The sequence below is a fragment of the Flagellimonas alvinocaridis genome (assembly GCF_965248585.1).
GTDB lineage: Bacteria > Bacteroidota > Bacteroidia > Flavobacteriales > Flavobacteriaceae > Flagellimonas > Flagellimonas alvinocaridis.
Map to the genome: position 1 here is coordinate 2,177,155 of NZ_OZ252111.1, position 22,868 is coordinate 2,200,022.

Annotated in this window: 21 protein-coding genes; 11 read left to right on the forward strand and 10 right to left on the reverse strand. The window is 39.3% G+C overall.

Annotated elements, in window-relative coordinates; all coding sequences use genetic code 11:
- Positions 1-2 precede the first annotated feature (2 nt).
- A complete protein-coding gene (locus tag ACP14V_RS09835; protein WP_272610363.1) occupies positions 3-2,192 on the reverse strand; it encodes a PAS domain-containing sensor histidine kinase in 2,190 nt (729 codons plus the stop codon).
- Positions 2,193-2,632: 440 nt separating this feature from the next.
- Here ACP14V_RS09835 and ACP14V_RS09840 point away from each other — a divergent pair, with 440 nt between their 5' ends.
- Both ACP14V_RS09840 and ACP14V_RS09845 read left to right on the forward strand, forming a co-directional pair.
- On the forward strand, positions 2,633-4,003 hold the full coding sequence (locus ACP14V_RS09840; RefSeq protein WP_272610364.1) for a hypothetical protein: 1,371 nt from the start codon (positions 2,633-2,635) through the stop codon (positions 4,001-4,003).
- A 35-nt stretch (positions 4,004-4,038) separates the two neighbouring features.
- Entirely contained in the window at positions 4,039-5,280 is a 1,242-nt protein-coding gene (locus tag ACP14V_RS09845) for a dipeptidase (protein WP_272610365.1), read from the forward strand.
- A gap of 341 nt (positions 5,281-5,621) precedes the next feature.
- Here ACP14V_RS09845 and ACP14V_RS09850 read toward each other — a convergent pair whose 3' ends face one another.
- The 6 genes from ACP14V_RS09850 to ACP14V_RS09875 all read right to left on the reverse strand — a co-directional run bounded on the left by ACP14V_RS09850 (position 5,622) and on the right by ACP14V_RS09875 (position 12,162).
- Complete coding sequence (locus tag ACP14V_RS09850) at positions 5,622-5,984, reverse strand: nuclear transport factor 2 family protein (protein ID WP_272610366.1); 363 nt, start codon at positions 5,982-5,984, stop codon at positions 5,622-5,624.
- A gap of 10 nt (positions 5,985-5,994) precedes the next feature.
- Positions 5,995-6,477 carry an acyl-CoA thioesterase gene (locus tag ACP14V_RS09855; protein ID WP_272610367.1) on the reverse strand — a complete coding sequence of 161 codons (483 nt, stop codon included), beginning with the start codon at positions 6,475-6,477 and terminating at the stop codon, positions 5,995-5,997.
- Between the two features lie 6 nt (positions 6,478-6,483).
- On the reverse strand, positions 6,484-7,305 hold the full coding sequence (locus tag ACP14V_RS09860; RefSeq protein ID WP_272610368.1) for a GNAT family N-acetyltransferase: 822 nt from the start codon (positions 7,303-7,305) through the stop codon (positions 6,484-6,486).
- A gap of 199 nt (positions 7,306-7,504) precedes the next feature.
- The gene (locus ACP14V_RS09865) at positions 7,505-8,209 is read right to left on the reverse strand and encodes an aspartate/glutamate racemase family protein (protein WP_272610369.1); all 705 of its coding nucleotides are present in this window, start codon (positions 8,207-8,209) and stop codon (positions 7,505-7,507) included.
- 125 nt (positions 8,210-8,334) lie between these two features.
- The gene (locus ACP14V_RS09870) at positions 8,335-10,983 is read right to left on the reverse strand and encodes a DUF5916 domain-containing protein (RefSeq protein ID WP_272610370.1); all 2,649 of its coding nucleotides are present in this window, start codon (positions 10,981-10,983) and stop codon (positions 8,335-8,337) included.
- 156 nt (positions 10,984-11,139) lie between these two features.
- Entirely contained in the window at positions 11,140-12,162 is a 1,023-nt protein-coding gene (locus ACP14V_RS09875) for a fasciclin domain-containing protein (protein WP_272610371.1), read from the reverse strand.
- 130 nt (positions 12,163-12,292) lie between these two features.
- On the opposite strand from ACP14V_RS09875, the gene ACP14V_RS09880 reads away from it, so the two are divergent.
- The 4 genes from ACP14V_RS09880 to ACP14V_RS09895 all read left to right on the forward strand — a co-directional run bounded on the left by ACP14V_RS09880 (position 12,293) and on the right by ACP14V_RS09895 (position 15,103).
- Positions 12,293-13,186, forward strand: coding sequence for a LysR family transcriptional regulator (locus ACP14V_RS09880; protein WP_272610372.1), 894 nt, complete (start codon positions 12,293-12,295; stop codon positions 13,184-13,186).
- Positions 13,187-13,266: 80 nt separating this feature from the next.
- Entirely contained in the window at positions 13,267-14,094 is an 828-nt protein-coding gene (locus ACP14V_RS09885) for an alpha/beta fold hydrolase (protein ID WP_272610373.1), read from the forward strand.
- A 92-nt stretch (positions 14,095-14,186) separates the two neighbouring features.
- Positions 14,187-14,612, forward strand: coding sequence for a lipocalin family protein (locus ACP14V_RS09890; protein ID WP_272610374.1), 426 nt, complete (start codon positions 14,187-14,189; stop codon positions 14,610-14,612).
- 92 nt (positions 14,613-14,704) lie between these two features.
- Positions 14,705-15,103 carry a lipocalin family protein gene (locus tag ACP14V_RS09895; protein WP_272610375.1) on the forward strand — a complete coding sequence of 133 codons (399 nt, stop codon included), beginning with the start codon at positions 14,705-14,707 and terminating at the stop codon, positions 15,101-15,103.
- A gap of 215 nt (positions 15,104-15,318) precedes the next feature.
- Here ACP14V_RS09895 and ACP14V_RS09900 read toward each other — a convergent pair whose 3' ends face one another.
- The 3 genes from ACP14V_RS09900 to ACP14V_RS09910 all read right to left on the reverse strand — a co-directional run bounded on the left by ACP14V_RS09900 (position 15,319) and on the right by ACP14V_RS09910 (position 18,769).
- Entirely contained in the window at positions 15,319-16,773 is a 1,455-nt protein-coding gene (locus ACP14V_RS09900; RefSeq protein ID WP_272610376.1) for a serine hydrolase domain-containing protein, read from the reverse strand.
- A gap of 545 nt (positions 16,774-17,318) precedes the next feature.
- The gene (locus ACP14V_RS09905; protein ID WP_272610377.1) at positions 17,319-17,840 is read right to left on the reverse strand and encodes a DUF5946 family protein; all 522 of its coding nucleotides are present in this window, start codon (positions 17,838-17,840) and stop codon (positions 17,319-17,321) included.
- 5 nt (positions 17,841-17,845) lie between these two features.
- Positions 17,846-18,769 carry a M43 family zinc metalloprotease gene (locus tag ACP14V_RS09910; protein WP_272610378.1) on the reverse strand — a complete coding sequence of 308 codons (924 nt, stop codon included), beginning with the start codon at positions 18,767-18,769 and terminating at the stop codon, positions 17,846-17,848.
- Between the two features lie 309 nt (positions 18,770-19,078).
- Here ACP14V_RS09910 and ACP14V_RS09915 point away from each other — a divergent pair, with 309 nt between their 5' ends.
- From ACP14V_RS09915 to ACP14V_RS09935, 5 genes are all read left to right on the forward strand, one after another.
- A complete protein-coding gene (locus ACP14V_RS09915; protein ID WP_272610379.1) occupies positions 19,079-19,645 on the forward strand; it encodes a Crp/Fnr family transcriptional regulator in 567 nt (188 codons plus the stop codon).
- Positions 19,646-19,722: 77 nt separating this feature from the next.
- Positions 19,723-20,532 (forward strand): sterol desaturase family protein, encoded by an 810-nt coding sequence (locus tag ACP14V_RS09920; protein WP_272610380.1) that lies wholly within the window; start codon positions 19,723-19,725, stop codon positions 20,530-20,532.
- 141 nt (positions 20,533-20,673) lie between these two features.
- The gene (locus ACP14V_RS09925) at positions 20,674-21,486 is read left to right on the forward strand and encodes an alpha/beta fold hydrolase (RefSeq protein ID WP_272610381.1); all 813 of its coding nucleotides are present in this window, start codon (positions 20,674-20,676) and stop codon (positions 21,484-21,486) included.
- Between the two features lie 90 nt (positions 21,487-21,576).
- On the forward strand, positions 21,577-22,017 hold the full coding sequence (locus ACP14V_RS09930) for a GNAT family N-acetyltransferase (RefSeq protein WP_272610382.1): 441 nt from the start codon (positions 21,577-21,579) through the stop codon (positions 22,015-22,017).
- A 139-nt stretch (positions 22,018-22,156) separates the two neighbouring features.
- Positions 22,157-22,798, forward strand: coding sequence for a class I SAM-dependent methyltransferase (locus tag ACP14V_RS09935; RefSeq protein ID WP_272610383.1), 642 nt, complete (start codon positions 22,157-22,159; stop codon positions 22,796-22,798).
- The last annotated feature ends 70 nt before the right edge of the window (positions 22,799-22,868 follow it).

Here is a 22,868-nt window from a genome sequence, read left to right on the forward strand (position 1 = left end):
TTTTACGCTTTTAATAGTTTTACCCTGAACTTTGTTCCTATGTTGATTTCACTTTCAACCTCTATACGCCCACCCATGGACTCTATTTGGTTTTTGGTGATGAATAGTCCAATACCCCGGGCATCTTTGTTGCCATGAAAGGTTTTGTACATTCCAAATAACTTCTGGCCGTACCTCTCTAGGTCGATTCCAAGTCCATTATCCTCTACTATCAATTCAATGTACTGTCCTTCAGCGTTGGCATAAATGGTAAGTGTACATTCCTTTTTATGGTCACGGTACTTGATGGCATTGGTCACTAGATTCAGGATGATACTTTCCATATAGGCCACGACTCCTTTAATGTTCATTTCGTTAGGAACATCTACCCTGACCTGAATATTGTTCTCATTGATCAAGGCATGTACATCCATTAAAATCTTATCCACGGTTTTTCGTAGAGGGACCACTTTCAATTTCTTTTCCGTTTCCAGTTTCACCTGTACCACTTCGTTAAGATGCGCAATGGTCTCATTAAGTCCGTGGGAAGCTCTTCCCAGCATCATCAACGTATCTTTGCGTTCTTCCTTGGCCAATGTTTCATCCAAAAGAAACTCACTGATCATGGTCAGGTTGGCCGCATGGGAACGCAAATTATGCGAAACAATATGCGCAAAATTGAGAAGGCTGTTATTTTGGTTGGTGGTCAACTGCAACAAGCCTTTTAATTTCTTTTCTGCAGTAATTCGGGATGAGATGTCCACGATTTGCGATATAAAATGGGATATTTCCCCATCTATTTTCTTTACCGAAGTCACAGTTAAAAGCACATACACCAATTGTCCTTTTTTATCAAAATAGCGTTTCTCAATTTGATATGTAGATCGTTTCCCTTCCACAACTTCGCGAAGCAAGGCCAGATCTATTTCCAGATCATCTGGATGCGTAATGTCCTGAAACGTCAATTGTAGCAATTCTGAATTGGCATAGCCCAAACTGTTGCAAAAGCTTTGGTTCACCTGAATGAACCTACCATCCATACCCACCAATGCCATCCCCACCGAAGAGTTCTCAAAAGCTCCTTGGAGCGACTCTTCACTGGTGACCAACTGCAATTGGGCAATCTTTAACTCGGTAATATTTGTGTTGATTCCGATCATTCGCAGGGCTACACCTTGTTCATTTCTTATCACTGTGGCCTCCGCCTTTATCCATCGGACCTCACCATTGGGCCATTTCACTCTAAACGTAGTGTTGAATTCCCTTTTTCCTTCGATGGCATCCTGTACCGCCTTGGTGGTTCTTTCCGAGTCTTCCGGTAGCACACAGGCCTGCCATGCTTCATATACTCCCTCAAAATTGGATGCTTCTATGCCATAGAGCATATACATGTTTGGATCCCAAAATACTTCATTGGTCTCAATATCGTATTCCCATATTCCTATTCCGGCCGCTTTTGTGGCCAACGCCAGCCTTCCACTGACATTTTTGTGTTCAATTTCGGCTTTCTTCCGTCTTTCAATATCCTGAAAAGTTCCTGTTATTCGAACACATTTACCATCGATCACTTCAGGTTCCCCTATGGCTCTTACCCAAACCTCCCTGTCATTGGCAGTGACAATTTGAAGTTCTGTGTCCCAAGCCGTTCCGTGCTCAATACCTTCTTGCACCAACCGTGTTATGGTATCCCTGCTAAATCCCTCTTTGAAGAAAAATATCCAATCCTTTAGATTGGGGATATAATCATCTGGCACTTCATGGATTTCCCTGGTAATGCTTGACCAATAAATAGTATTATTCACAAGCTCAACTTCCCAACCACCTATCCTTGCCACCTGCTGGGATTTTATCAAATGGGTCTCATCCAATTTTCTCCCAGTGATGTCTTCCAAAACCAAGATCACTCCACTTACCTCTTCATCGTCGTCTTTTACAGAATCTATCTTCCATTCGTACCATACACTGTCACCATTTTCTAAAATCATCCTCATGGTATCTGTTCTAAAACTGACACCTTCCAAGCAATAATCGATGTCTAGTTTTAGCTCTTCGGGCAATTTTGGCATGGATTCAAAAAAGGGTTTTCCCAAAGTATTTCGTGATAGTCCAAAATGGTTGAGCCATCGATCTGAAAAATCCACAAAAGTCAATTGGGCATCCAATAACGCTATTGGTACGGGGGTTCTTTGAAATAGAGATTGGTCAATCGTCATGTAGCACGCTGGGTTATTAAACTAAATTTAGGAAAAATGTCGCTAATAGTTTGTCATGATTACCTACAATAACGATAAAAAAAACTGTGTTAGTATTCAGAAACAATGTCAATCCCTTACTGTTCCAAAAAAATATTTACCCATGGACCCGAATCCATTTTTAATGTCTATACTTGATTTATCAAAATTCATATGAGGATATGAAAATCAAAGGTTATTTTTTGGTGATTTGTTCATTAATTCTCTTGGAACATTGAAAACATGGATTAGTGCCAAAAACTTTCGTATTTGATATATTTCAACTAATAGACACTTAAACACAAGGAATTATAACAAACAAATTGTTTCTTTTCTAAGGGGTTACCATGAATTATAAGTAAATTGTAGGCAATGATGGAATGCTATATCCACTCCTTTGAATTTACAAGATAATCCTAACCATGAAAGCAAAGAAACAGCTCGAAATTAAAGACGGGGCGGCTGATTCATGCCCAACCACCGAAACCACCAAAACTGAAACACATTTTACACGTCGCGAAGCATTGGGACTGACCGGAATGGCCGGTTTAGCGGCACTAATGGGATTGACTTCCAGTACCATTCCAATGCAGCCACAAAAAAAGGTGCGTATTGCATGTCTTACCACCTATTGGGCCGCAACCCGGTCGCATGCAGATTGGATTTTTACCAAGTTGTTGGATGGCTATTGGTGGCAAGGTGCTTACATGGAGTCACGTGTGGAGGTCGTTTCCGTTTACATTCACCAACTTAAGGAAAGTGGTCTGGGCCAGAAAATATGCAAAGCCAAGGGCATTCCCATTTTTGATACCGTTGGCGAAGCCGTGACGCTTGGTGGTGATGAACTTGCGGTGGATGGTGTGGTCATCGTTGGGGAACATGGAAACTACCCTACGGACCTTAAAGGCCATTGGCTTTTACCCCGATGGTGGATCTATAATCAAGTTGTTCGGGTTTTTGAGCGGAGTAATCGCTCTGTTCCCGTTTTCAATGACAAGCACCTTTCCTATAATTGGGACGAGGCCAAGTGGATGTTCGACAAATCCCGCGAGTTAAACTTTCCACTCACCGGAGGTTCTTCCATCCCTATTTATTACAGGACACCTGCAAAGGACCTTCCCGTAGACACTCCCATAAAACATTCCATCGTACTTGGTGGAACTTCAGATGAAGGTGCTATTTTCCATGCTGTTGATGTACTCCAAGCCTTTGTGGAACGCCGTAAAGGAGGAGAAACAGGGGTCAGGTCCGTTCAATCCATACGCGGTCCGGAAACCTGGAAATGGGTAGAAAATACCCCATGGGCGCGTAAATTATTAGGTTCCGTGGAGAAAAAATTTGAACTCGAAGCAGGACATTTTCAACAGCACCCCCAAACCAATATGTGCCTGATAGAATATAATGATGGTACCATGGCCGCTGGTATTGGTGGTCGAGGTGTGGGATGGACCTATGCCGGAGAAATTGAAGGGCAAAATGACCCTACAATCATCTCCATGTTGGGTTGGGCAGGCCCTTTTGACCAATATCATGCCTCTAATGCACAACCGCACTGGATTACCGAAATGATGGTGACCAAAAAAGAACCTTTCCATGCAGAGCGACTGCTATTGTCAACAGGAATTGTAAACCACTATATGGAATCCAACTGGGAGAACAGTGAATATTCCCCGATAGGTCGCCGAATTGAAACCCCAGTACTCAATATGAAATACCACACTACTCGGGGAGCGCAGTTCAATACGGGGGAACGGCCACCAAGTCGCCCATACATAAGAGGATTTAGTGAATAGAGCAAGACTCAATAATGATTAAAAGCAATACACATATGCAACGAAGAGAACTAGTAAAGAGTTTATCCATGCTTCCCTTGGCTGGAAGTGTTTTTCCCCTAACATCCTTGTTGTCCACTCCCGTTGTGGGAAATAAAACACCTTTGAATTTTGACCAACAAACCATGCCCGAGTTACACCGGAATGCTTTTGTGATGGACGGACACACCCATGTTATGACCCGTGAACTGTTGATGGGAACCGACATTGGCCAACGTTATTCAGATGGTACCGTGGACCTTCCAAGGGCCATAGAGGGGGGGCTAGATGCCATGTTCTTCTCCGTATATACCCCGGAACATTATTATCCGGGAAGATTGGAGACCAAAAACACCTTTCGTGTGATCAATCTAGCTTTGGAACAGATTGAAAAGAACAACGATGTCATTGAATTGGCACTCAATGCTTCCGATATAGAACGCATCAACAAAAAAGGGAAAATGGCTGCTTTTCTGGATTTGGAGGGCGGTTACGACCTTGATGGGGATATTCTATTGCTTCAAGCCCTCTATCGCTTGGGACTTAGATCGATCCAGTTGACGGCTCACAATACAACCAATGCCTTCATCGACACGTGTAATGATGTGAGCCGTTGGGGCGGAATCAACAATCTTGGCAAAGAGGTCATTGCAGAAATGAACAGGCTTGGTATGGTCATCAATGTTGCCCATGCCTCCAATGATGCCATCTTACAGACGGTTGAGGCCAGTAAGCATCCGGTCACCTACAGCCATGGTGGATTTTATAGTATTGTGAACCACCCACGCTGTATTACGGATGAGGCAGCTAAAGCGGTCGCGGCAAAGGGAGGTGTGATCGGCATTCACTTTGGCAGTCTTTTCAACAATCCAAAATATTTTGGCTGGCAACAGAAGGCCGCAAACGAGACCACTCCGTCTTCGGTACAGAATTTTGCAAAAACCCTTGAGGAAGCAGATAGGGCGGTTGCCAAAGAAGTTCCATTAAATTTCAAGGGAACCATTCCTGATGAGTACTGGATGCATGTGGACCAACTGGCCAAGGTCATCGATTATGGTGTGAATTTAGTGGGAGAAGACCATATGGCCATCGGTTCCGATTTGGATGGTGGCCCTGAGTTGCCCCGTGAAATCAAAGACATCAGTGACTTTCCCCAAATCACTATGGCCATGCAAAGGCTGGGTTATAGCGACGAACGAATCAAGAAAATCCTTGGTCTCAACTGGCTCCGCGTGATTCGGGAGGTGACTGGAGGATAGTGGAAAGAACGGAAAATCCAAATCGTACAAAACAAAAAAGCAAGCTTTAAGCTTGCTTTTTTTCTGTGATCGCGGAAGGATTCGAACTCCATTCGCTACCCCTTATTTTTACTGGCTTTTACCTTGCTGATGTTTTGTTACTAACCGAATTACAGACCACTAATAGTTTTCTGTCTTCGTATGATACAAAACTAACCAATTAATACTAATTTAGTTAGGCTTAGTACCTAGATACTAATATTAGATAATATATTATTTGGAAAATGTTTTGTTTCTGATAGTAGATAAATCAACCTTTAGAACGATTTTTTCAAAACTACTATAATTATTGACCTGCATTTTTAATTCGCTACTGGTTTTGGAACCAATTGTTTAGGGTCATAAAAAAATTGTTCTTTACAAATAAGTTCGTCTTGCCATTCTTGATAGGCAATTTCTTCTATTTCACTATAGGTGTCATTTTTCCATTCAAAGCGAAAATGCCACTTTATAACAACCATATTTCCACTAACAAAATAAGGATGGATACATTTTGAACTTATTGATTTTGCTTTGGCCAATGTTTTAGCTTCATTTTCAACAAGGAAAGTTCTGCCCACCCTTGGAGCGGATTGATTTTCCTGCATAGATGCATTTTCAGTATAGAATTGTTCTATGGCCAAATCATGTTTGTTGGACTCAACAGATTTTATAAACTGTTCCAAGGTTTCGGTTCTAGGCATTTTTTAACTGTTTTAATAGGTTAATGCAACGTTCTTCAAAGAATTTTGTCTCAATGGGAGAGACAATGGAATCGAACAATTCCATAAATTTTGAAGCATGTTTGCCCGTTTTTTTCGTTTTAATGTTAAAATGTGTGAATCTAACCCAAATAACAGATTTGAGTGTGGTTTCTTCCTCGTTCCACATTCTCATTTCAACCAACAGATTGGTATCTGAAAATTGGTTTAATTGAGATTCTATTATAACTGTATCACCTGTATTTACTGGACTTAAGTATTGTATTTGATTTGATGTTACAACCCAAGTGTTTCCTGTAGTGAGCATATCTTCAAAAACATTTAGGTTATAGTTTTCCAATAACTGTTCCTCCCTGGCATTGATAAAATAGTCAATGTATCTGGAATTGTTTAAATGGTTAAAAGGATCACAATCCTGGAACCGTATCTTTACTTTGCTTTTCAATACTTTTTTCATGACGGGTTATAGTTTCATTTCCATTTTAAATTGGTCAACGGTATTTTTGAGACCAAAATGATTTAGATAGTGTAATTTGTCGGTTAATGATTCATCAACATTATTGATCTTTATGGTCCCTGAAATGCCCTTGATAGCAGTGAACAAACGGATCCAATTATCATTTGTATTACAGAACGTATCGAACTGGGCCAAATAACCATTTTCTGGATTGATGATAAAATAGGCTACGATTGTGCTGTTGTTGAGAACGGCATAAAAATCATACGCACCTCTTTTAATGGTTTTAATGTGATTGTCCCAAGAATAGACATCTTGATTCACCGAGCTCCATTCAAAAAAATCAGCATCCACCTTTTTTGTATTGGAAAATATAGATTGGGTTTCCAAATTTATACTGCCGTTGAAGCATTTATAGGTTTTCGTTTTGGCAAAACCTATTCGTTCATATACTTTTAAGGCTTTTATATTGTCTTTAATGACCTCAAGGGTGCATTTTTCAATACCATTTTTTCTCAATTCCGGAATGGCAAATTCATAAATGGAGTCAACAACGTGTTGTCCCCTATATTCAGGAAGAACACCTGTTCCCGTGTTAAATGCAAGCAATTCATTATTACGTATGTCAACCGCATTTAGGAGAAAGCCTACCAATTCATCTTTATCAAACATGCCATAGGACAATGCAAAATCTACATTGGCCATCTTCCAACGTTCTTTATAATAGTCGTGGTCCGTAGGCATTTTTACAAAATAGTTTTCAAAGGACTTATGGAAACAGTCCATTACCACCGAAAAATTGATATGCCCTAAATTTCTAACTTTCACAATGTAGTGGTTTACTTATGAAACATTCTGTACTTTTCATCAATTGAGTTTGAATTGTCACATTGCACTGTGTCATCGAATAACGCCTTACTTAAACTTTCAACATATGCATTGAACAACTTGAGAAACAGTTTGCCCAATTTATTGATCCTTTCGTTCTCTATTGAAGAGGTATGGTCCAAATAGCATTCTTTCATGGTCAATTCGTTTTACTTTTAGTAGCAATTTCAACAGCTTTGTAGGCGTGGATCCTTCCTGTATCAAAAGTGGGAATGGTAACATCGGTTTCTGGGATAAGGGTAGGAAGTTCAGTGCATCCTAAAATGACACCTTCGGCACCTTTTAAAATAAGTTCATTGATGATATTGATAATTAATTGCTTTGACGCTTCCGTAAATATTCCCTTTACCAGTTCATTATAAATAATATCATGTACAAGTTGCCTATCACTTTTTGATGGTATAATGGTTTCAATTTGATAATGGTCATTTAATATCCTTGTATAAAAATCCTTTTCCATGGTGAATTTTGTTCCCAAGAGTGCAACTTTACCCAGGTTTCTGTCTTGAATCGCTTGGGCCGTAGCGTCTGCAATATGCAGAAAAGGAATATGGGTGTTTTCAGTAATGTAATGCTCTACCATATGGATGGTATTGGTGCCCAACAGTATTAAATCAGCACCAGCATTTTCCAATTGTTTTGTGGCTTTCTTCATTAGGATACCTATGGCATCCCACTGGTTGGCAAAGGTGAGTTTCTCTATTTCAGAAAAATCAACTGATACCATGACCATTTTTGCAGAATGTGAACCCCCTAAAACCGTATTGGTTCTTTTATTTATAAACTCGTAGTATAATTTGGATGATTCCCAACCCATTCCTCCAATTAGTCCTATTGTTTTCATCTATCTAAATTTTATTGTTTTAATCGGTCAGACCTGCCTATGCCAGTAGGTAGGTATAACTCGCCATTAAACATCCCATTTGGTTTCAATAATTGTCATGTCTCAATGGTTCTTTTATTCAAAAACTAATAAAAGCGATACGTAGCCTTTATTAAAAAAGTGTTTTCAGGTTGCCTGTTTAAAATCTGGTTATCAAAGCTGGATGCTAAACTTCCGTTGGGCCTCCCATAGTCCGTCAACCCTTGAGACCATACCAAGAAAATTTCAGACCCTGGTTTGTACTCATATCGTACTACCAGATTAGAACGAAACTGTGCAAATGAAAAATCAGGGTCGTTAAAAGTATAATTGGTCACTCCATTATTATTTGTATCAACCTCATAATGGTTGTTTGCCTCATTATAGGTCAATTGAGAATCACTGTAAAACAATATCTGCTCGTCTTGCGACTTTGCCAAAGGGTCAACCATATGTCCAAAATCATCATATAATCCGGTCGAGATGTAAGGTTCGGCATAGTATTGTATGGACAGATTAGGGTTGATGGTATAATTCATTCTGAAAGCCAAACCAAATGTGTCTTGGTCCAATCGAGACATAATGTATTGGTAAGTGTCATTGTAAACCAAACTTTCATTAAACTGAATGCGATGTCTAATGATATTATATCTTGGAGATACCGAAACACCTAGTTGATTGATTGGTTGGTAAACAATCCCGATTCCAGTTTCAAACAAAAAATAGCTGTCGCCATTACCGGTTTTGGTCCAACCATCCATATTTACGGATAGTTTTTTTCTGGTATCGGTGCCCAGAGCCCACCATGCACCATATTGATCAGGAAGGTACATACGTGGTCCGCCCTGAAGCAATGAATTGGAATAAATATGGGGCTGCTGAAAAAAGCCTATCGTTGCATTCCAGTTATTGTTAAATGTGCCTTTTGCCTCTACATCCCAATCCATATAGTTTAGATTGCCGCCAAAGTCCCATTTAACCCAGTGCTTGTAACCAACTGATGCTTTTCTAAACCATCCGAAAGGTTTTAATGAGCTATACGTGACCCCAGCATAGTTTTGAACGTCATCGGCTTCGCGCATAAAGCCCAAATCGTTAAGTTCCAGTTCAGGTGAACGCCAAGTAACACCAGTTTCAAATCTTAAATTTCCCTGACCAGCTTTGCCAAATCTAATATCCCCGCCTGTACCAGTGAGTGAAGTTCTATTGGAGTCTACTTCAACATAATCCGCATGTGGCCTTTGAAACAAGTGTGCAATGGATTGTTGCGTTCTTAAAATGGATTCCTCACTACCTTCCACATGGCTCATGACCAGATTGGCCCCAAAGTACCAAGTTCTGTCCTTCCACTGGTGCATAAAATCAAGACCGGCAGTGGTGGCCGATTTGTGCAGAAAATCAATATTTGGCTCAAGCTGTCTAATGGTCGAGGTAATGATCCCTCCCAGAAATGTGTTTCGATTGTTGAAATCCTTTTGAATGCGTCCAACAAAATAGTTGGTAAGGGGCTCCACCAATGTGTTTCGTTCATTGCCATCGTTACTGATATTGGCATATTCCTTGGCGGTCAAACTTTCCATAACACCTATTGACAAGCCATTTTTTGTTTTACCGCTGAATTTAACGGCACCCAATATGGTCGAGCGTTCAGGGATTTCCACATAATCACTTTCCGAAGCTTGCACCATTCCCTGGGGGTTTCTGCCTATGCGCCTGGAGTAAAATAAATTATCACTGCTAAAAGGGCCGCCTACTACGGAATTTGAAAATTGATAATTGAATATGTTCTTGTTCTCCACAAAAAATGGGCGTTGTTCTTCAAAGAACAATTGAAATCCATCCAACGCTATGGCAGCTGGGTCAGCTTCTACCTGTCCAAAATCCGGATTAATGGTAAAATCCAAAGTAAGGTCATTAGTGATGCCTATTTTACCATCCACACCTGCGTTTACGGATGTAATATTTTTATTTCGATATGGATTGTTGGGTTCTTTTTCAAAGGTTTCCAAAGCGGCAACTACAAAGGGTTGTATCTCAAACTGCTTTTGAGGCCTTAATCCATTTAACCCATGTAGTTCTCCAAATTCACTTATCCATCCTGGAGCATCTAATGGTATACGTTGCCAAACGGAAGTTTCATCATTCTTAAAGTACTTTCTAATGACTTGAAGCCCCCAAACTTGGCTTTTATCATTGCCAAATCGCAGCTGGCTCAAAGGTATTTTTAGTTCAGCCATCCAGCCTTGTTCGTTAATGGAGCTTTTGGCATACCAAATGGGATTCCAGGTAATATCTTCATTTTTTCCATTTAGCGTAATGATCTTATCGCCTTTTACGCCAGCAGCAGTAACTGTAAACGAAAATGCCGAGCGTAGATCCTGATAACTATCCAAAATTATTTCCACCCAATCGCCTTCAAATCCGTCACGTCTGGACATCCAATTGGTGATACTTTCTGGATTTGCATCGAAATTTTTGATCCCCACATAGAGGTACTTTGAATCATAACCTATTTTAAACGCGGTTACCTCGGTAGGCGGAGTGTTTTCATTGGGTTCACGTTGAATAAAGTTTGATTCCCAACCATCGCCATTCAACCAAAAGGGGTCCTTTAAGATTCCGTCAATAGTTGGGGTCTCAGTTTCGGTAATCAGTTTTGTGGTATAGTATTTCTTCTCTATGGATCTCTCGCTTTGAGAAAAAACAAACAAGTGAACAAGAAAAAGAAGTGCTGTTATGATATTTGATCTTTGCATAGTGTATCGCTATAATTTTTGACAAAATTATGCCGATAAAAAGCTTATAACCAGAAAGTTATATGAATAGTTAGTGAGGCGTGATTGAAATGTTTTCAGTTATAAAAAAGCCTTTTGAAATGTTATCAAAAGGCCTTTTCCTCGAATTATGGTTGACTAATTCCCTAACAGGACCTTGTCAATAACATGCAAATAACCATTGGAAGCCATAATATCTGTTTTTATGATGGTTGCTGTCCTATCCTGTGGGTCGGTTAAAGTAAAAAATTCACTATCGTCCAGGGCCACATGTAAGTCATCCGTTAAGGTCGAAATAGTACCATCAATAGCATCTTCTATGTCGCCTGAGTTAAAATGCATATTGGGCAGCATGTGCACTTCAACGATATCCTCAATGATGCTTGAAGGAAAATCAATTAAACTATTGACACCGCCTTCTTCATAGAGGCTTTCAAATGCTGAATTGTTCGGTATAAAAGCTGAATAGGCTATGGCATTGGTAAAATCTTCCTGTATGGTGGAACCTTGCATGACGGCAATATTTTCCAGAGCTTCATTCATAATACTAAAATCAGGATCGGTCTCAATGAAAGTGGTCAGCGTTGGTATTGGAATAACGTTGTCAATTATATGTATCACACCATTAGTGGCATACATATCTGCCTCAATGATCATAGCTATTCCATTTAGTGTAATAGCGTTATTTGAGGAGTTGAAAAACATGCTTATCCCATCATCGGTAAATGTAGTCAGGTATCCCGAACCTTCTTCTTTCATCATATCACTGATTGTTTCCAGTTGGGTGATATGACCGTGAATGTAGCTCCATAAAAAAGCAAAATCATCTGGATTGTCCATATCAATGGCTTCAACACCATCATACCCATTATTGAGCAGAAATGTATCAAAGGCATCATTGGTAGGTGCAAAAACAGTGAAGGTATTTACAGATATTGCGAGTTCAGTGGAGTCATTCAATATATTTTTAGTAGATACCAGTTTATCCAAAGCCATTGTAAAGGAGGTCAAGTTTGGATTGTCTACGAGCTCTTTATAAATGGTTTTTATAGGTTCATTGGGCATTGGGCCTGTAACGGAGTCATCATTGCCGCAAGAATATGTTCCAATCAGCATTAATATAAATAGATAGTTTGTGGTCAATCTTATAAAAGGTTTCATACTAAAATGTTTTTTCAACAAAACTATCCCAGCAAATACCAATGAACCAGAATGTTAGTTGAATGCTTTTTTGGACATGATTGAAAAATATTCAACTACAACATTATACTTTGGATCATATCTTTGTGATATGGAACTAAAATATTTTAGACTCATAAAGACCATTGCGGAAGAAGGGAGCATTGCCAATTCTTCAGAACGTTTGTTCTTGACCCAATCTGCATTAAGCCATCAGTTGCGCGATCTGGAAGAACGATTGGGATTTAAGGTCTTTCATAGAACCAGAAATCAATGGGAGCTTACGCAAGAAGGAGAAGAGCTGTACAAACTGGCCAATAAGCTGTTCAGTTCCATAGATGAGAGTTTCAGCAATATAAAAGACATTAAAGAAGGCTCAAAAGGGGCCATAAAGTTGAGTGCCGAATGTCAATCATTTTTTCACACCATTCCATCTTTCATACAAAAGATGGGGATACTATATCCTGAAATTGATATTGATCTGACTTTGGGCGCTACCCACCAAACGGTATCACAAGTATTGTCCGGCGATATTGATATTGCCATTGTCACGACCCAGCCAGAAGACGAAACACTCACAACCATTAAGGTTCACGAAGATGAGATTTTTGCCATAATGCACAAGGAGAACAGGCTCGATCAAAAAGAATACTTGGAGGCAAGTGATTTTTCCAGTGAGCATTTACTCATCAACTCGTTTCCAATGGAAGGGGTTTGGGCCTATGAGTATTTTTTAAAGCCCAATAAGATTCATCCAAAGAAAATTTCAGCTATTCCATTTACCGAAATATCCCTGGAAATGGTAACTGCCAATATGGGCGTAATGTGCGCTCCTAAATGGCAATTAAAATCTTTCAGGCTTTCAGAAGATTTGGTTTTTAAGCGCATTGGTAAAAATGGTTTAAAACGAACACACCATTTAGTGGTAAAAAAAACAAATAGAAATAAAAAATACATTCACGATTTTATATCGAGTTTTGAAGACGAATTCTTGAATTCGTATTAGTAGACCCTTCACTTCTTCTTTACCGGAATAGTATTAAACTTCAAATACACAACGTTATGTTAGGACGCTGCATAAACATAATGACAGATGACCATTTCCAAATAATTGCTACTTTGTGGGAAACTTCAGGCATACCTAAAGGTTACGTTCAAATCAACCCGGGTACAGGAATACCGCAACACTTTTATAGGCACTTTGCCAAATATCTGGCCCAAAGAGGCTATATCGTCATTACATTTGATTATCGAGGGATTGGACTTTCAAAACCAAAAACCTTAAAACGGTTTGTAGCTACGATCATCCACTGGGGTATAGACATAGATGCAGTGCTTGATTGGGGAATCAAAAATTACCCAAGTTTAAAAAAAACAGTTGTTGGGCATAGTATGGGAGGACAACTGATTGGAATTCTAAAAAATGCCCATAAAATAGATAACGCACTATTGATTGCTTCAGGTACTGGTTATTGGAAAGATATGCCAAAGTCCCCAATGAAATATTTCATGCCTTTGCTTTGGCATGTATACATGCCCTTATCCACCCTTATTTATGGATATGCCAATGCCAAGTTAATTGGAAGGGGCGAAAACTTACCCAAGGGTGTTGCTCTACAATGGCGTAGATGGTGCTTAAGCGCAAACTATTGGGAGATAGATTTTGGAAAGACCATTAACCAAGACACATTCAATGACCTATCTGGGAACATAAAATCCTATGTTTTTAGTGATGACAAAATAACCAGTAAGAAATCTGCCGAAAAGCTTCTGAAATACTTCACAAAGGCGGAGAAAAGCGTAGCGCTCTTAAATCCAGTTGATTTTGGTTTGGAAAGAACCGGTCATTTAGGTTTTTTCTCAAGAAATTCACAACCCTTGTGGGAATACGTTTCTGGTTCATTTTTAAATTGAAAAGTTTTCAATCAAGGGAACAAGAAAACTCAAATTCATTCTTTCGCCATTGGTTCGTAAAAAACGAAGTTTGCCCTATAAAAAGGTAAACTATGAACATTTTGGTAAAACAATATGTAATCTGTTTGGCGCTATGTCTGTTTATGGCGCTTACAGGTTGCGGTAATGATGACGATCCTGGTCCATTGCCACAATTTGAAGTACAAGAGCTATTAACTTCTGGTAGATGGTATTTGGAATCCATAGAAAGTCATGAAGAATTGAACAGTTGTAGAAAACAAACCTACTACGAGTTCATTGATGAAGGAACATTGATTGTAAAGGCGTATCTAAATTCAGGGGATGAATGCGCTTTGATCACCAATAAAATTGCAAGTTACACACTGCTGGACAACAATTCCATTGAGGTTACCGGAGCTTTGGAATTGATGATTACCGTCCTGTCCATTTCAGAACAGGAACTCACATTTCAAATAGAAGGAGCACAAGCTCAGACTTTTGATAAAACCGAAGGATAATAACCCTGTAAAAAACATAAAATATGAAAGCATTGAAAAAGAATTCAAGATTCCTAAAACACAATTTTGAAAAACCTGTCCTACTTGCAATTATGTCATTCTCATTATTACTCCAAACAGGGTGCAGCAATGATGATTCCGAACCAATACCAGAACCAACGGTACATGAATTGTTGATGTCTGGCAGATGGTATGTGCAATCGGTAGTAAGCGCCGGCGAATTGGATTATTGTGTTCGTACCACTTATTATGATTTTGTAAGCGAGCAAACCATGATTGCCGAATTGTTTAATCTAGTGGATGGTGAATGTGAATCTGTAGATTATGGGGCACTAGATTATGAAGTTATTAATGATGCAGAAATCCGCTTTACACTTAATGACGGAGAGACATATATCTATTGGGAGATTATTTCCATTTCGGAAGAGGAGTTGGTGACGCAGAGACTAAATACTGGAGCCATCATTACCTACGATAAAACTGAGGGGTAAGCGTCTCAAATCCCTTTAGATTAACTTTCTATTTAAACCATTGTTTATGATGTTGAAAAGAGGGGATCCAGGGGGAGAATCATAACTGATTATCCATTTTTTGTTGCAAGTCCATGCTTATTTAAATCGTTTATTTGAACTTTAGTAACGACTAGTGCATATGATGTGAGATGCGTAGCGAGCATATGCACATTGTTAGTGGTCGTTTTTCTGACTTATTCCGTTTCAGGGTAATCAATAAAAACTAGTTTTTCATCCTCATCAAGATAAACGGTGGTGTAAAGCTTTTTTTTACTATTTAAACGATAATATCTTAGTTTGTGAATGTCCACATTAAAGATATTAACTCCATTATTTTGCACGTTTTTTTCACCCAACAATGTAATTGATTCAGTTTTCGATATTGACTTTTTTAAATTTTTAGAATAATAGGAAATTGGGAAGTTTTGATTGACATTTTCGTTTGCTGCGTTTGAAGTTATTCTCTGAAAAAAATCTATATGACTATTCGTCAACTCTGTATTGGTGTCTTCAACAGGTGATTTTTTTGACAGTCGCTCTAGTTCAGGATAGTATAGCGATGCAAGTTTTTTAGTCAAGGTAAAACTGGCGCCACTATATGAGCTGTCTGGCCCCTTCAAATTAGTCAATACAATTACTACAAATTTATCTTCGGGGATAACCAAGGACTGACTGCTAAATCCAGTTCTAAAACCTCCACTGTGTTCGGAAATGGGAATTCCTCCAAGGGGCCAATTCATCCAGCCTGCCCCTGTTGAAATAAAGTCTCCATTGTCCAGTGTTGCGGGCTCGAACATCATCTTCCTTGATTGCTCATTAAGTAGCTTTGTGGTAAAGAGGGCATTATAAAATTTTAGTAAGTCATTTGCTGTAGTTCGAATGCCTGCATCTCCTCTCCCATTAGCAACCGGAGCAATTACAAGTCCATTTCCAAGCCCAGATACTGGACTATTTATGATATCAGGGTCATGGATAAAATATCCAGAAACCCTGTGAGGGATAATCTTGTAAGGGTGGTCAACGAATGTTTCATTGAGAGATAAAGGCTTGAAGATGTTCTTTTCAAGATATGCTCCATAAAATTCACCAGTTATCCTTTCAATCACAATCCCTAAAACAAAGTGTCCACTTGCGTAGGATACATCTGTTCCAGGATTAAATTTTAGTTCTTCTTCAAAATGAATTTTTAGAAAGTCAGCGTCCGTCTGCGTTTTCAAAAACAATTCATTTGATTCATTCCAACTGTATAGACTCCAATCCTCAACTATCCCAGATGAATGGGTGAGAAGATGCTTGATGGTAATTGGTTCCCAAGTATCGGGGGCTTCTGGAATATACTTTTTGATGGAATCATCTAATTTCAACAATCCTTTTTCTCCCATCAATAGAATAGCCGCAGCTGTATAGGTCTTGCTCATAGAAGCAATGGCAAAAACAGACTTCTTTGTTACCTCAACATCTAATTCCAAATTTGCCTTTCCATAATATCCTTCGTCAAGTATTTTTCCATCTTTGGCAATTAGAAAAGTCATTCCCGGAATATTCTTGGAATCCATTCTTTCCTTAACAATTCGATGTGCTTCATTCTGGGAATTAGCAATTGAATAATACAGGAAAATGACCAGGAATATTAATACACTTCTTTTCATTATTTTCAATTCTTAATGACCAATAACGTATGGATATAGCACATATGATCTATATATCTTAATGCTTGGAACTAAGTTAAGATAAATTTCAAGTGCAATTTGTGGCTACTTGATTGGGATTGGTAAAATGAGTCAAACAACAGCCAACAGGTTAAGTTTCCAGACCACAATAGTATCACCGTCGCTAACATATTTTAAATGTTAGCTCAAACCCTTTCGTTCTTCCTTAGCACTTGATACTTTGTCCCAAGGTACTAAGCCGTGCATATCCAAAAACATAACCTGAAAGTTTAAATAAACGTCAGAATGTAAACGATTTAATTAGTACGGGGAAATGAACTTTAACAAACCAGTGGACTCGTTTCCATATGAAAGTTCAATAAAACGGTGCCTAAAAAACCCGTTCTTGAAATAGAAATAGAGGCGAACGCAACGAAGTGGAGTGCTGCAAGCACCAAATTTTGCCAAACTAACCTTTCTGAGCAAGGCAAGTTTTGACCAATACTTGTTCTTAATGGTCTTTTTTGCAAAAAATGCCTTGGTTTTTATAAATGCTCAATTACAATTTTTTCAATTGCATTTCTATGTTTTGAATTCCAACAGCTCCAAACGTTTACCGCCCATGCTCTTACCTTTTGTTCGTGTTCTCCCAAATTGGATGCTGGCAGTACATCCAACACCGTTTTTTGTCCGTTTGGAAATGGTGGCTCCAACCATTCAAATTCTGGTTTCTTTGCCAAGAGTTTTCCAATTTTTTGGGTTGCCTCCTTCCCACCTACATTTTTAACCAATACAAGGTATAGACTTGCCAAGTGTACATTTACGGATTTCTTGGATTGTCTTCCTAGCATGCCGGGGTGTTGTATTGCATACGTGTCAACCGTAAGCCTGTGCGTTAATTCAGGATAGTTGTATTCGCCATATTCCTTTGCCAAAATTTGCACATATAGGTCCCAGCAGCCTTGTGTTGCTCCAATGTATTTGTGGGGCACACCCTCAATATGGTCAACCAATGCACCACAACCATAACATTTGGTTTTCTCAACAGTCACTCTTGTCCTCCTCATTTTGTTTATTTAAGTGCTGGGCTCGTCATTAGGCTATTTCTACCTGTATGATTGTTGAGTACATAGTACATCCGTTCAACTTGGTCATTGGTAAAAATATTCATTACATCATCATCACTATAATTCATATAGTTGCCAATCATAATAGTTTCACCATCACATCCTGCATAGGGAGTTCTCCCATATACGGCATCAGCAACAGCCGGTGTATCGTCACAATAGTCATTATGTTCACAGTCCTTTCCGCCCCAGGTGTGCAGTAATCCCAGAAAATGCCCCATCTCATGGGTCAAGGTTCGTCCGTATTTTACATGACAGTCAATTTCAGACTCCCCAAAATGAATCCAGTTGATCAAAATACCATCTGCATCACCATCTCCCGGAATTGAGAGAAGCGCTGTGCCAGGAAGATTTGTTAAGGGACCGGACGCCATCCCCAGTGCTATGCACTCCGTATCTTCTGGCAATGGTGTCACCCAGATGTTTATATATCTATTTGGATCCCAATATGCATATTGCGCATAGTGGTTTTGGTTGTATCCCAAATTTTCAACCTGCATTGCAGAGGCATCAATTCGATTGATCCCGTCCGTTGGGTTTGATTCGGGGTCCAACTTGGCCAGTACGAATTCAATTTTGGCATCTGCCCCATCCACATGGTCGTTGTAGCCCCTCGTTCCTTCTTTCTTTCTGAAGTCTTCATTGAGGATTTCTATTTGGCGTAGTATCCTATCGGTTGATAGATTGGGGCCAGCCCCGGTTTCATCTCCAAAATGAACGATATGGACCACTATGGGAAGCTGTACGACATCAATGCCGGGTTCCGGTTTTTCCGGATCTGCTGGTGACGGAATACTATCGCTTTCGCTGCATGAAACTGCTAAAAGACAAACTAGCGCTAACAGAAATTTTTTGTTATTGATTTTCATTACTTTACTAAAATACGGAGGGTGATAATGGTTTTAGTTATGCTTCCCAATTTTTTTTGAATGCACAAAAGTAAATAGGATAAATAACCTAAAATGAGATTTAGCCTTGATCTATGTTAGAATCAAGTTCCTTGTCCCTAAAAATTAAGGTTGTAAGTTACTCTATCTATTTAATTCAACTTACAAGACACCATCTGAGCATGAAGTAAATGATTTATGTTCAAAGGGTTAGTAAAATTCATTGGTTAGATTTCAGGCTGTCGCATCATAAAATTTGTAATTTCGTATTCAACTCTAATCCTGGGTAAGATGTCGTTCCTCGAATTTTATAACTCGACTTTAGGTACTACGATCATTTCCTACGAGGCCCTTCCCTACCCGGTTCAAAAAGTACGGTTCAAAAAGGGCATGGTTGTAACCGGCTACGGCCAAATCGAGAAATCCATATATTTTCTAAACTCGGGTATTGTCGAAATGACCATAAAAAGTTATATGTCGGAAAAAATAATAGATTTCTTTTACGAAAATGACCTGTTCACCTCGCTCACTTCTTTTTTGAACCAACAACCATCAGATGTCCAAATAATTGCCTTGATGGACTGTGAGGCAGAACTGATTTCCCATGAAGACTTAATGAAGGCATATAACAATTCTTTTGAAGCCAATAAACTGGGGAGAATTGTTTTGGAACAGGCCTATTTGAACAAAGCCCGACGTGAAAAGGACTTTTTAACCTTGACCGCTGAAGAGCGATATGCCGAAATGTTCCGGACGCATTCGAAATACATTTCTAACATTCCCGTGAATAAAATAGCCAAATATTTGGGTATCCATCCTGAGAGTCTTAGTCGAATTAGAAGCAAAATGAATTCCTAACATAGGTCAAGCCTCTTTTTTAGTTTAGGTTTATTACCGCACATATTTTTGCCGTCTAAAATTTTAAACTAAAAATCATGGGAAATTTCATTTCACAACTTCCAGCACCGACCGATTTAATTTTTGACCCCATTTCCTATATAGTTTTTGCTATGTATGGAGTGTTAATGATATGGGAAGGAGTTTTTCCCGCCAGAGAGCTTCCCAAGGTTAAATTTTGGAAGTTAAAAGGAATCCTTGCATTCATCATGTTCTTTTTTGTATCCTCCTATCTTCCCCTTATCTGGGACGGTTATTTGGCCAATTATCAAGTGTTTGACCTCAGTGGTCTGGGAACTATTTGGGGAGCGATCGTAGGTATCCTTATTTATGAATTTGGGCTGTACATTTGGCATAGATCCATGCACAAGAGCGACTCCTTATGGAAGATATTCCACCAAATGCATCATAGTGCGGAACGTTTGGACAGCTACGGGGCCTTCTATTTCAGTCCCACAGATGTGATCGGGTTGACCTTTTTGGGAAGCCTGTCCCTAGTAGTCATTGCTGGATTTACACCGGAGGCCACGACCTTGTTTATCCTCGGTACCACCTTTCTTTCCATATTTCAGCACAGCAATATCAAGACCCCGGTATGGTTGGGGTATATCATTCAACGGCCAGAGGCACATGCAATACATCACGCAAGGGGAATCCACGCCTTCAATTACTCAGATATATCCATATTCGACATTGTTTTCGGAACATTCAAAAACCCGAAAAATTATGAACACGAAACGGGATTCTACGACGGGGCCTCCTCAAAGGTGAAGGAAATGCTATTGTTCAAGGACATTTCGAAAACCCAACTTGTGACGGAACATAAGAAAAAGTATGTCCAAAAGTAAATCAGGTTCAGGTATGGTTGGCCCCCATTTAGTTTGTCTAGTCTAGAAACTTACCATGTAAGGCCACACCTTACGCATTCATTTAATGTAAGCCTATATGCATGGACCTATAAAAAGATTGTCAACTCAAAAGTTTATCAAATGAAGAAAACAAGTATTCTGGTCATATTCATTTTACTACAAATAGTACTTTTTGCGCAAGAAGGCCATTTTGCAAATTTGAATGGCACAAAGCTGCATTACAAAGTTTATGGGAAAGGAGAACCCTTGGTTCTGTTGCACTATTATGAGGGGAGCAATGCTGTCTGGGGTCCCTGGGTCGATAGCCTTTCCAAGGATTATCAGTTGATTATCCCAGATTTAAGGGGGCATGGCAAGTCAACCAATCCGTCGGATAAGTTTAGGCATGATGATGCCGCAAAGGACATATATGCTTTAATGGATGAGTTGAAAATTGAAAAATTCAAAGCAATGGGCATGAGCTCTGGAGGCATGGTACTAATCCACATGGCAACTATGGATACTACAAGAATCGATGCCATGGTACTCATTGGGGCCACTACCTTTTTTCCAGAACAGGCTCGAAAAATAATGAGGGATAATTATTATGAAACGGAACCTCCAAGCTCATTGAGCGATCTGCATGAACTCCATCCAGATGGTGAAATCCAAATCAGGAATTTAAAAAAGCAATTTAGGGAAATGGCCCATTCCTATGACGATATGAATTTTACGTCCGCATATCTCACTCAAATCAAGTGTCCAACGCTTATTATCCATGGGGATAGGGATTCATACTTTCCACTGGATATTCCTGTTGATGCCTATAAAGCAATTCCCAACGCTTACTTATGGATCGTTCCAGGTGGGGGGCATCTGCCCAATTTCAAGGATCTCTGGTCCGATAAGTTTTTAGAGGTTTCCAAATTATTTATGGCCGCTGGGCGGTTATAATCCAAGGCTCAAACAATAGATAAAAAGAATTTGGCAGATTTTTTACAAGGAACTCTGCATGGTGCCAATTTCCAAAACCTTAGCGACAACATGGATTATATAATCAGAAACTTGAAGACAGAAGATATAAATGACGTTGCCAGATTGTATGCTTTGTTTTGGAACGATAAAATGCACATTGCCAAAATGAAGGAAAAGTTCGGTCAAATTTCCGAAAACCCGGACTATATTTTTTTATGTGCCGAAAAAAATGGGACTGTAATCGGAACTATCCAGGGAATTGTTTGCGAGGAAATATACGGTGACTGTACTCCTTTTTTGGTAATGGAAAATTTTGTGGTTGACAAAGATCATCGTGGAAAAGGTATAGGCGGGAATTTATTCAATGAGCTTGAGAAAATCGGAAAAGAAAAAGGATGCTCTCAAATCATTTTTATAACAGAAACCGATAGAAAAGAAACCATTGCGTTTTACAAAAAACTCGGATTTGACCCAATTTCCCACAAAGGATTTAAAAGGACATTAAAATAAAAACTGACCAAAAAATGTATCACCACAATTATGGCGTATTCAGTTCTTAACCGATAACGCATATAAGCACGCAACAGGCAGTTATACCAGGTTGTTTACCCATCAATACAGATCAGGTCAAAAACAAAATCAAGTAATAATGCAAGATTCAAATTTTGAAATAAATAGAATACGAGGCCCTTTAAATTCGTGGCTATTCCATATTCTTTCCGGCTACTTGGACCATTTATTCGGAGCATCTAAAAGAGTGCTCTTTAAGGACCACCCCGATACCGTCGTTGAAATTGGGCCCGGTGCAGGAGCAAATATGCGTTATTTAAGAAAGGGAACCCGCTTGATGGCCATTGAACCGAATGTCTACATGCACAACAACCTAAGAAAAACCGCAAAAAAGTATGGTGTCAATTTGGATATAAGAACCCTAAAAGGAGAGTCAATTGATCTAGAGGACAATTCCTGTGATTTTGTGATCAGCACCTTGGTCCTGTGCACGGTAAAAGACCCAGAGCAGTGCGTACAACAGATAAAACGAATTTTGAAACCCTCGGGCAGTTTTGTTTTTATTGAACATGTTAAGGCAAGGGACAACAGTTTTCTGGCCATTTTCCAAAAGATAGTACATAAACCATGGCATTGGTTCTTTGAAGGTTGTCATACGAACAGGGATACAAGGTCATTATTGGAATCGAGTGGTTTCAGTAGTTTGGATCTGATCTCGTACAAGCTGTATTCGCCATTCATTCCGATCATCCCTCAAATAAGGGGAAAGGCAATTAAATAAATCAGATAAAACTGTAGATTACTAAGAAGCGTTTAGTTTCTCAATCATCCTTTTCTATCGGTTGCAGAAA

What these genes read in the sequence shown, in the direction of transcription:
- ACP14V_RS09865 (WP_272610369.1), bottom strand. Translation starts at nt 8,209, where the DNA reads ATGAAAACAATAGGACTAATTGGAGGAATGGGTTGGGAATCATCCAAA.
- ACP14V_RS09895 (WP_272610375.1), top strand. Translation starts at nt 14,705, where the DNA reads ATGTCATTCTCATTATTACTCCAAACAGGGTGCAGCAATGATGATTCC.
- ACP14V_RS09885 (WP_272610373.1), top strand. Translation starts at nt 13,267, where the DNA reads ATGACAGATGACCATTTCCAAATAATTGCTACTTTGTGGGAAACTTCA.
- ACP14V_RS09930 (WP_272610382.1), top strand. Translation starts at nt 21,577, where the DNA reads ATGGATTATATAATCAGAAACTTGAAGACAGAAGATATAAATGACGTT.
- ACP14V_RS09840 (WP_272610364.1), top strand. Translation starts at nt 2,633, where the DNA reads ATGAAAGCAAAGAAACAGCTCGAAATTAAAGACGGGGCGGCTGATTCA.
- ACP14V_RS09935 (WP_272610383.1), top strand. Translation starts at nt 22,157, where the DNA reads ATGCAAGATTCAAATTTTGAAATAAATAGAATACGAGGCCCTTTAAAT.
- ACP14V_RS09855 (WP_272610367.1), bottom strand. Translation starts at nt 6,477, where the DNA reads ATGAAAAAAGTATTGAAAAGCAAAGTAAAGATACGGTTCCAGGATTGT.
- ACP14V_RS09905 (WP_272610377.1), bottom strand. Translation starts at nt 17,840, where the DNA reads ATGAGGAGGACAAGAGTGACTGTTGAGAAAACCAAATGTTATGGTTGT.
- ACP14V_RS09920 (WP_272610380.1), top strand. Translation starts at nt 19,723, where the DNA reads ATGGGAAATTTCATTTCACAACTTCCAGCACCGACCGATTTAATTTTT.
- ACP14V_RS09915 (WP_272610379.1), top strand. Translation starts at nt 19,079, where the DNA reads ATGTCGTTCCTCGAATTTTATAACTCGACTTTAGGTACTACGATCATT.
- ACP14V_RS09890 (WP_272610374.1), top strand. Translation starts at nt 14,187, where the DNA reads ATGAACATTTTGGTAAAACAATATGTAATCTGTTTGGCGCTATGTCTG.
- ACP14V_RS09880 (WP_272610372.1), top strand. Translation starts at nt 12,293, where the DNA reads ATGGAACTAAAATATTTTAGACTCATAAAGACCATTGCGGAAGAAGGG.
- ACP14V_RS09900 (WP_272610376.1), bottom strand. Translation starts at nt 16,773, where the DNA reads ATGAAAAGAAGTGTATTAATATTCCTGGTCATTTTCCTGTATTATTCA.
- ACP14V_RS09875 (WP_272610371.1), bottom strand. Translation starts at nt 12,162, where the DNA reads ATGAAACCTTTTATAAGATTGACCACAAACTATCTATTTATATTAATG.
- ACP14V_RS09870 (WP_272610370.1), bottom strand. Translation starts at nt 10,983, where the DNA reads ATGCAAAGATCAAATATCATAACAGCACTTCTTTTTCTTGTTCACTTG.
- ACP14V_RS09835 (WP_272610363.1), bottom strand. Translation starts at nt 2,192, where the DNA reads ATGACGATTGACCAATCTCTATTTCAAAGAACCCCCGTACCAATAGCG.
- ACP14V_RS09845 (WP_272610365.1), top strand. Translation starts at nt 4,039, where the DNA reads ATGCAACGAAGAGAACTAGTAAAGAGTTTATCCATGCTTCCCTTGGCT.
- ACP14V_RS09910 (WP_272610378.1), bottom strand. Translation starts at nt 18,769, where the DNA reads ATGAAAATCAATAACAAAAAATTTCTGTTAGCGCTAGTTTGTCTTTTA.
- ACP14V_RS09925 (WP_272610381.1), top strand. Translation starts at nt 20,674, where the DNA reads ATGAAGAAAACAAGTATTCTGGTCATATTCATTTTACTACAAATAGTA.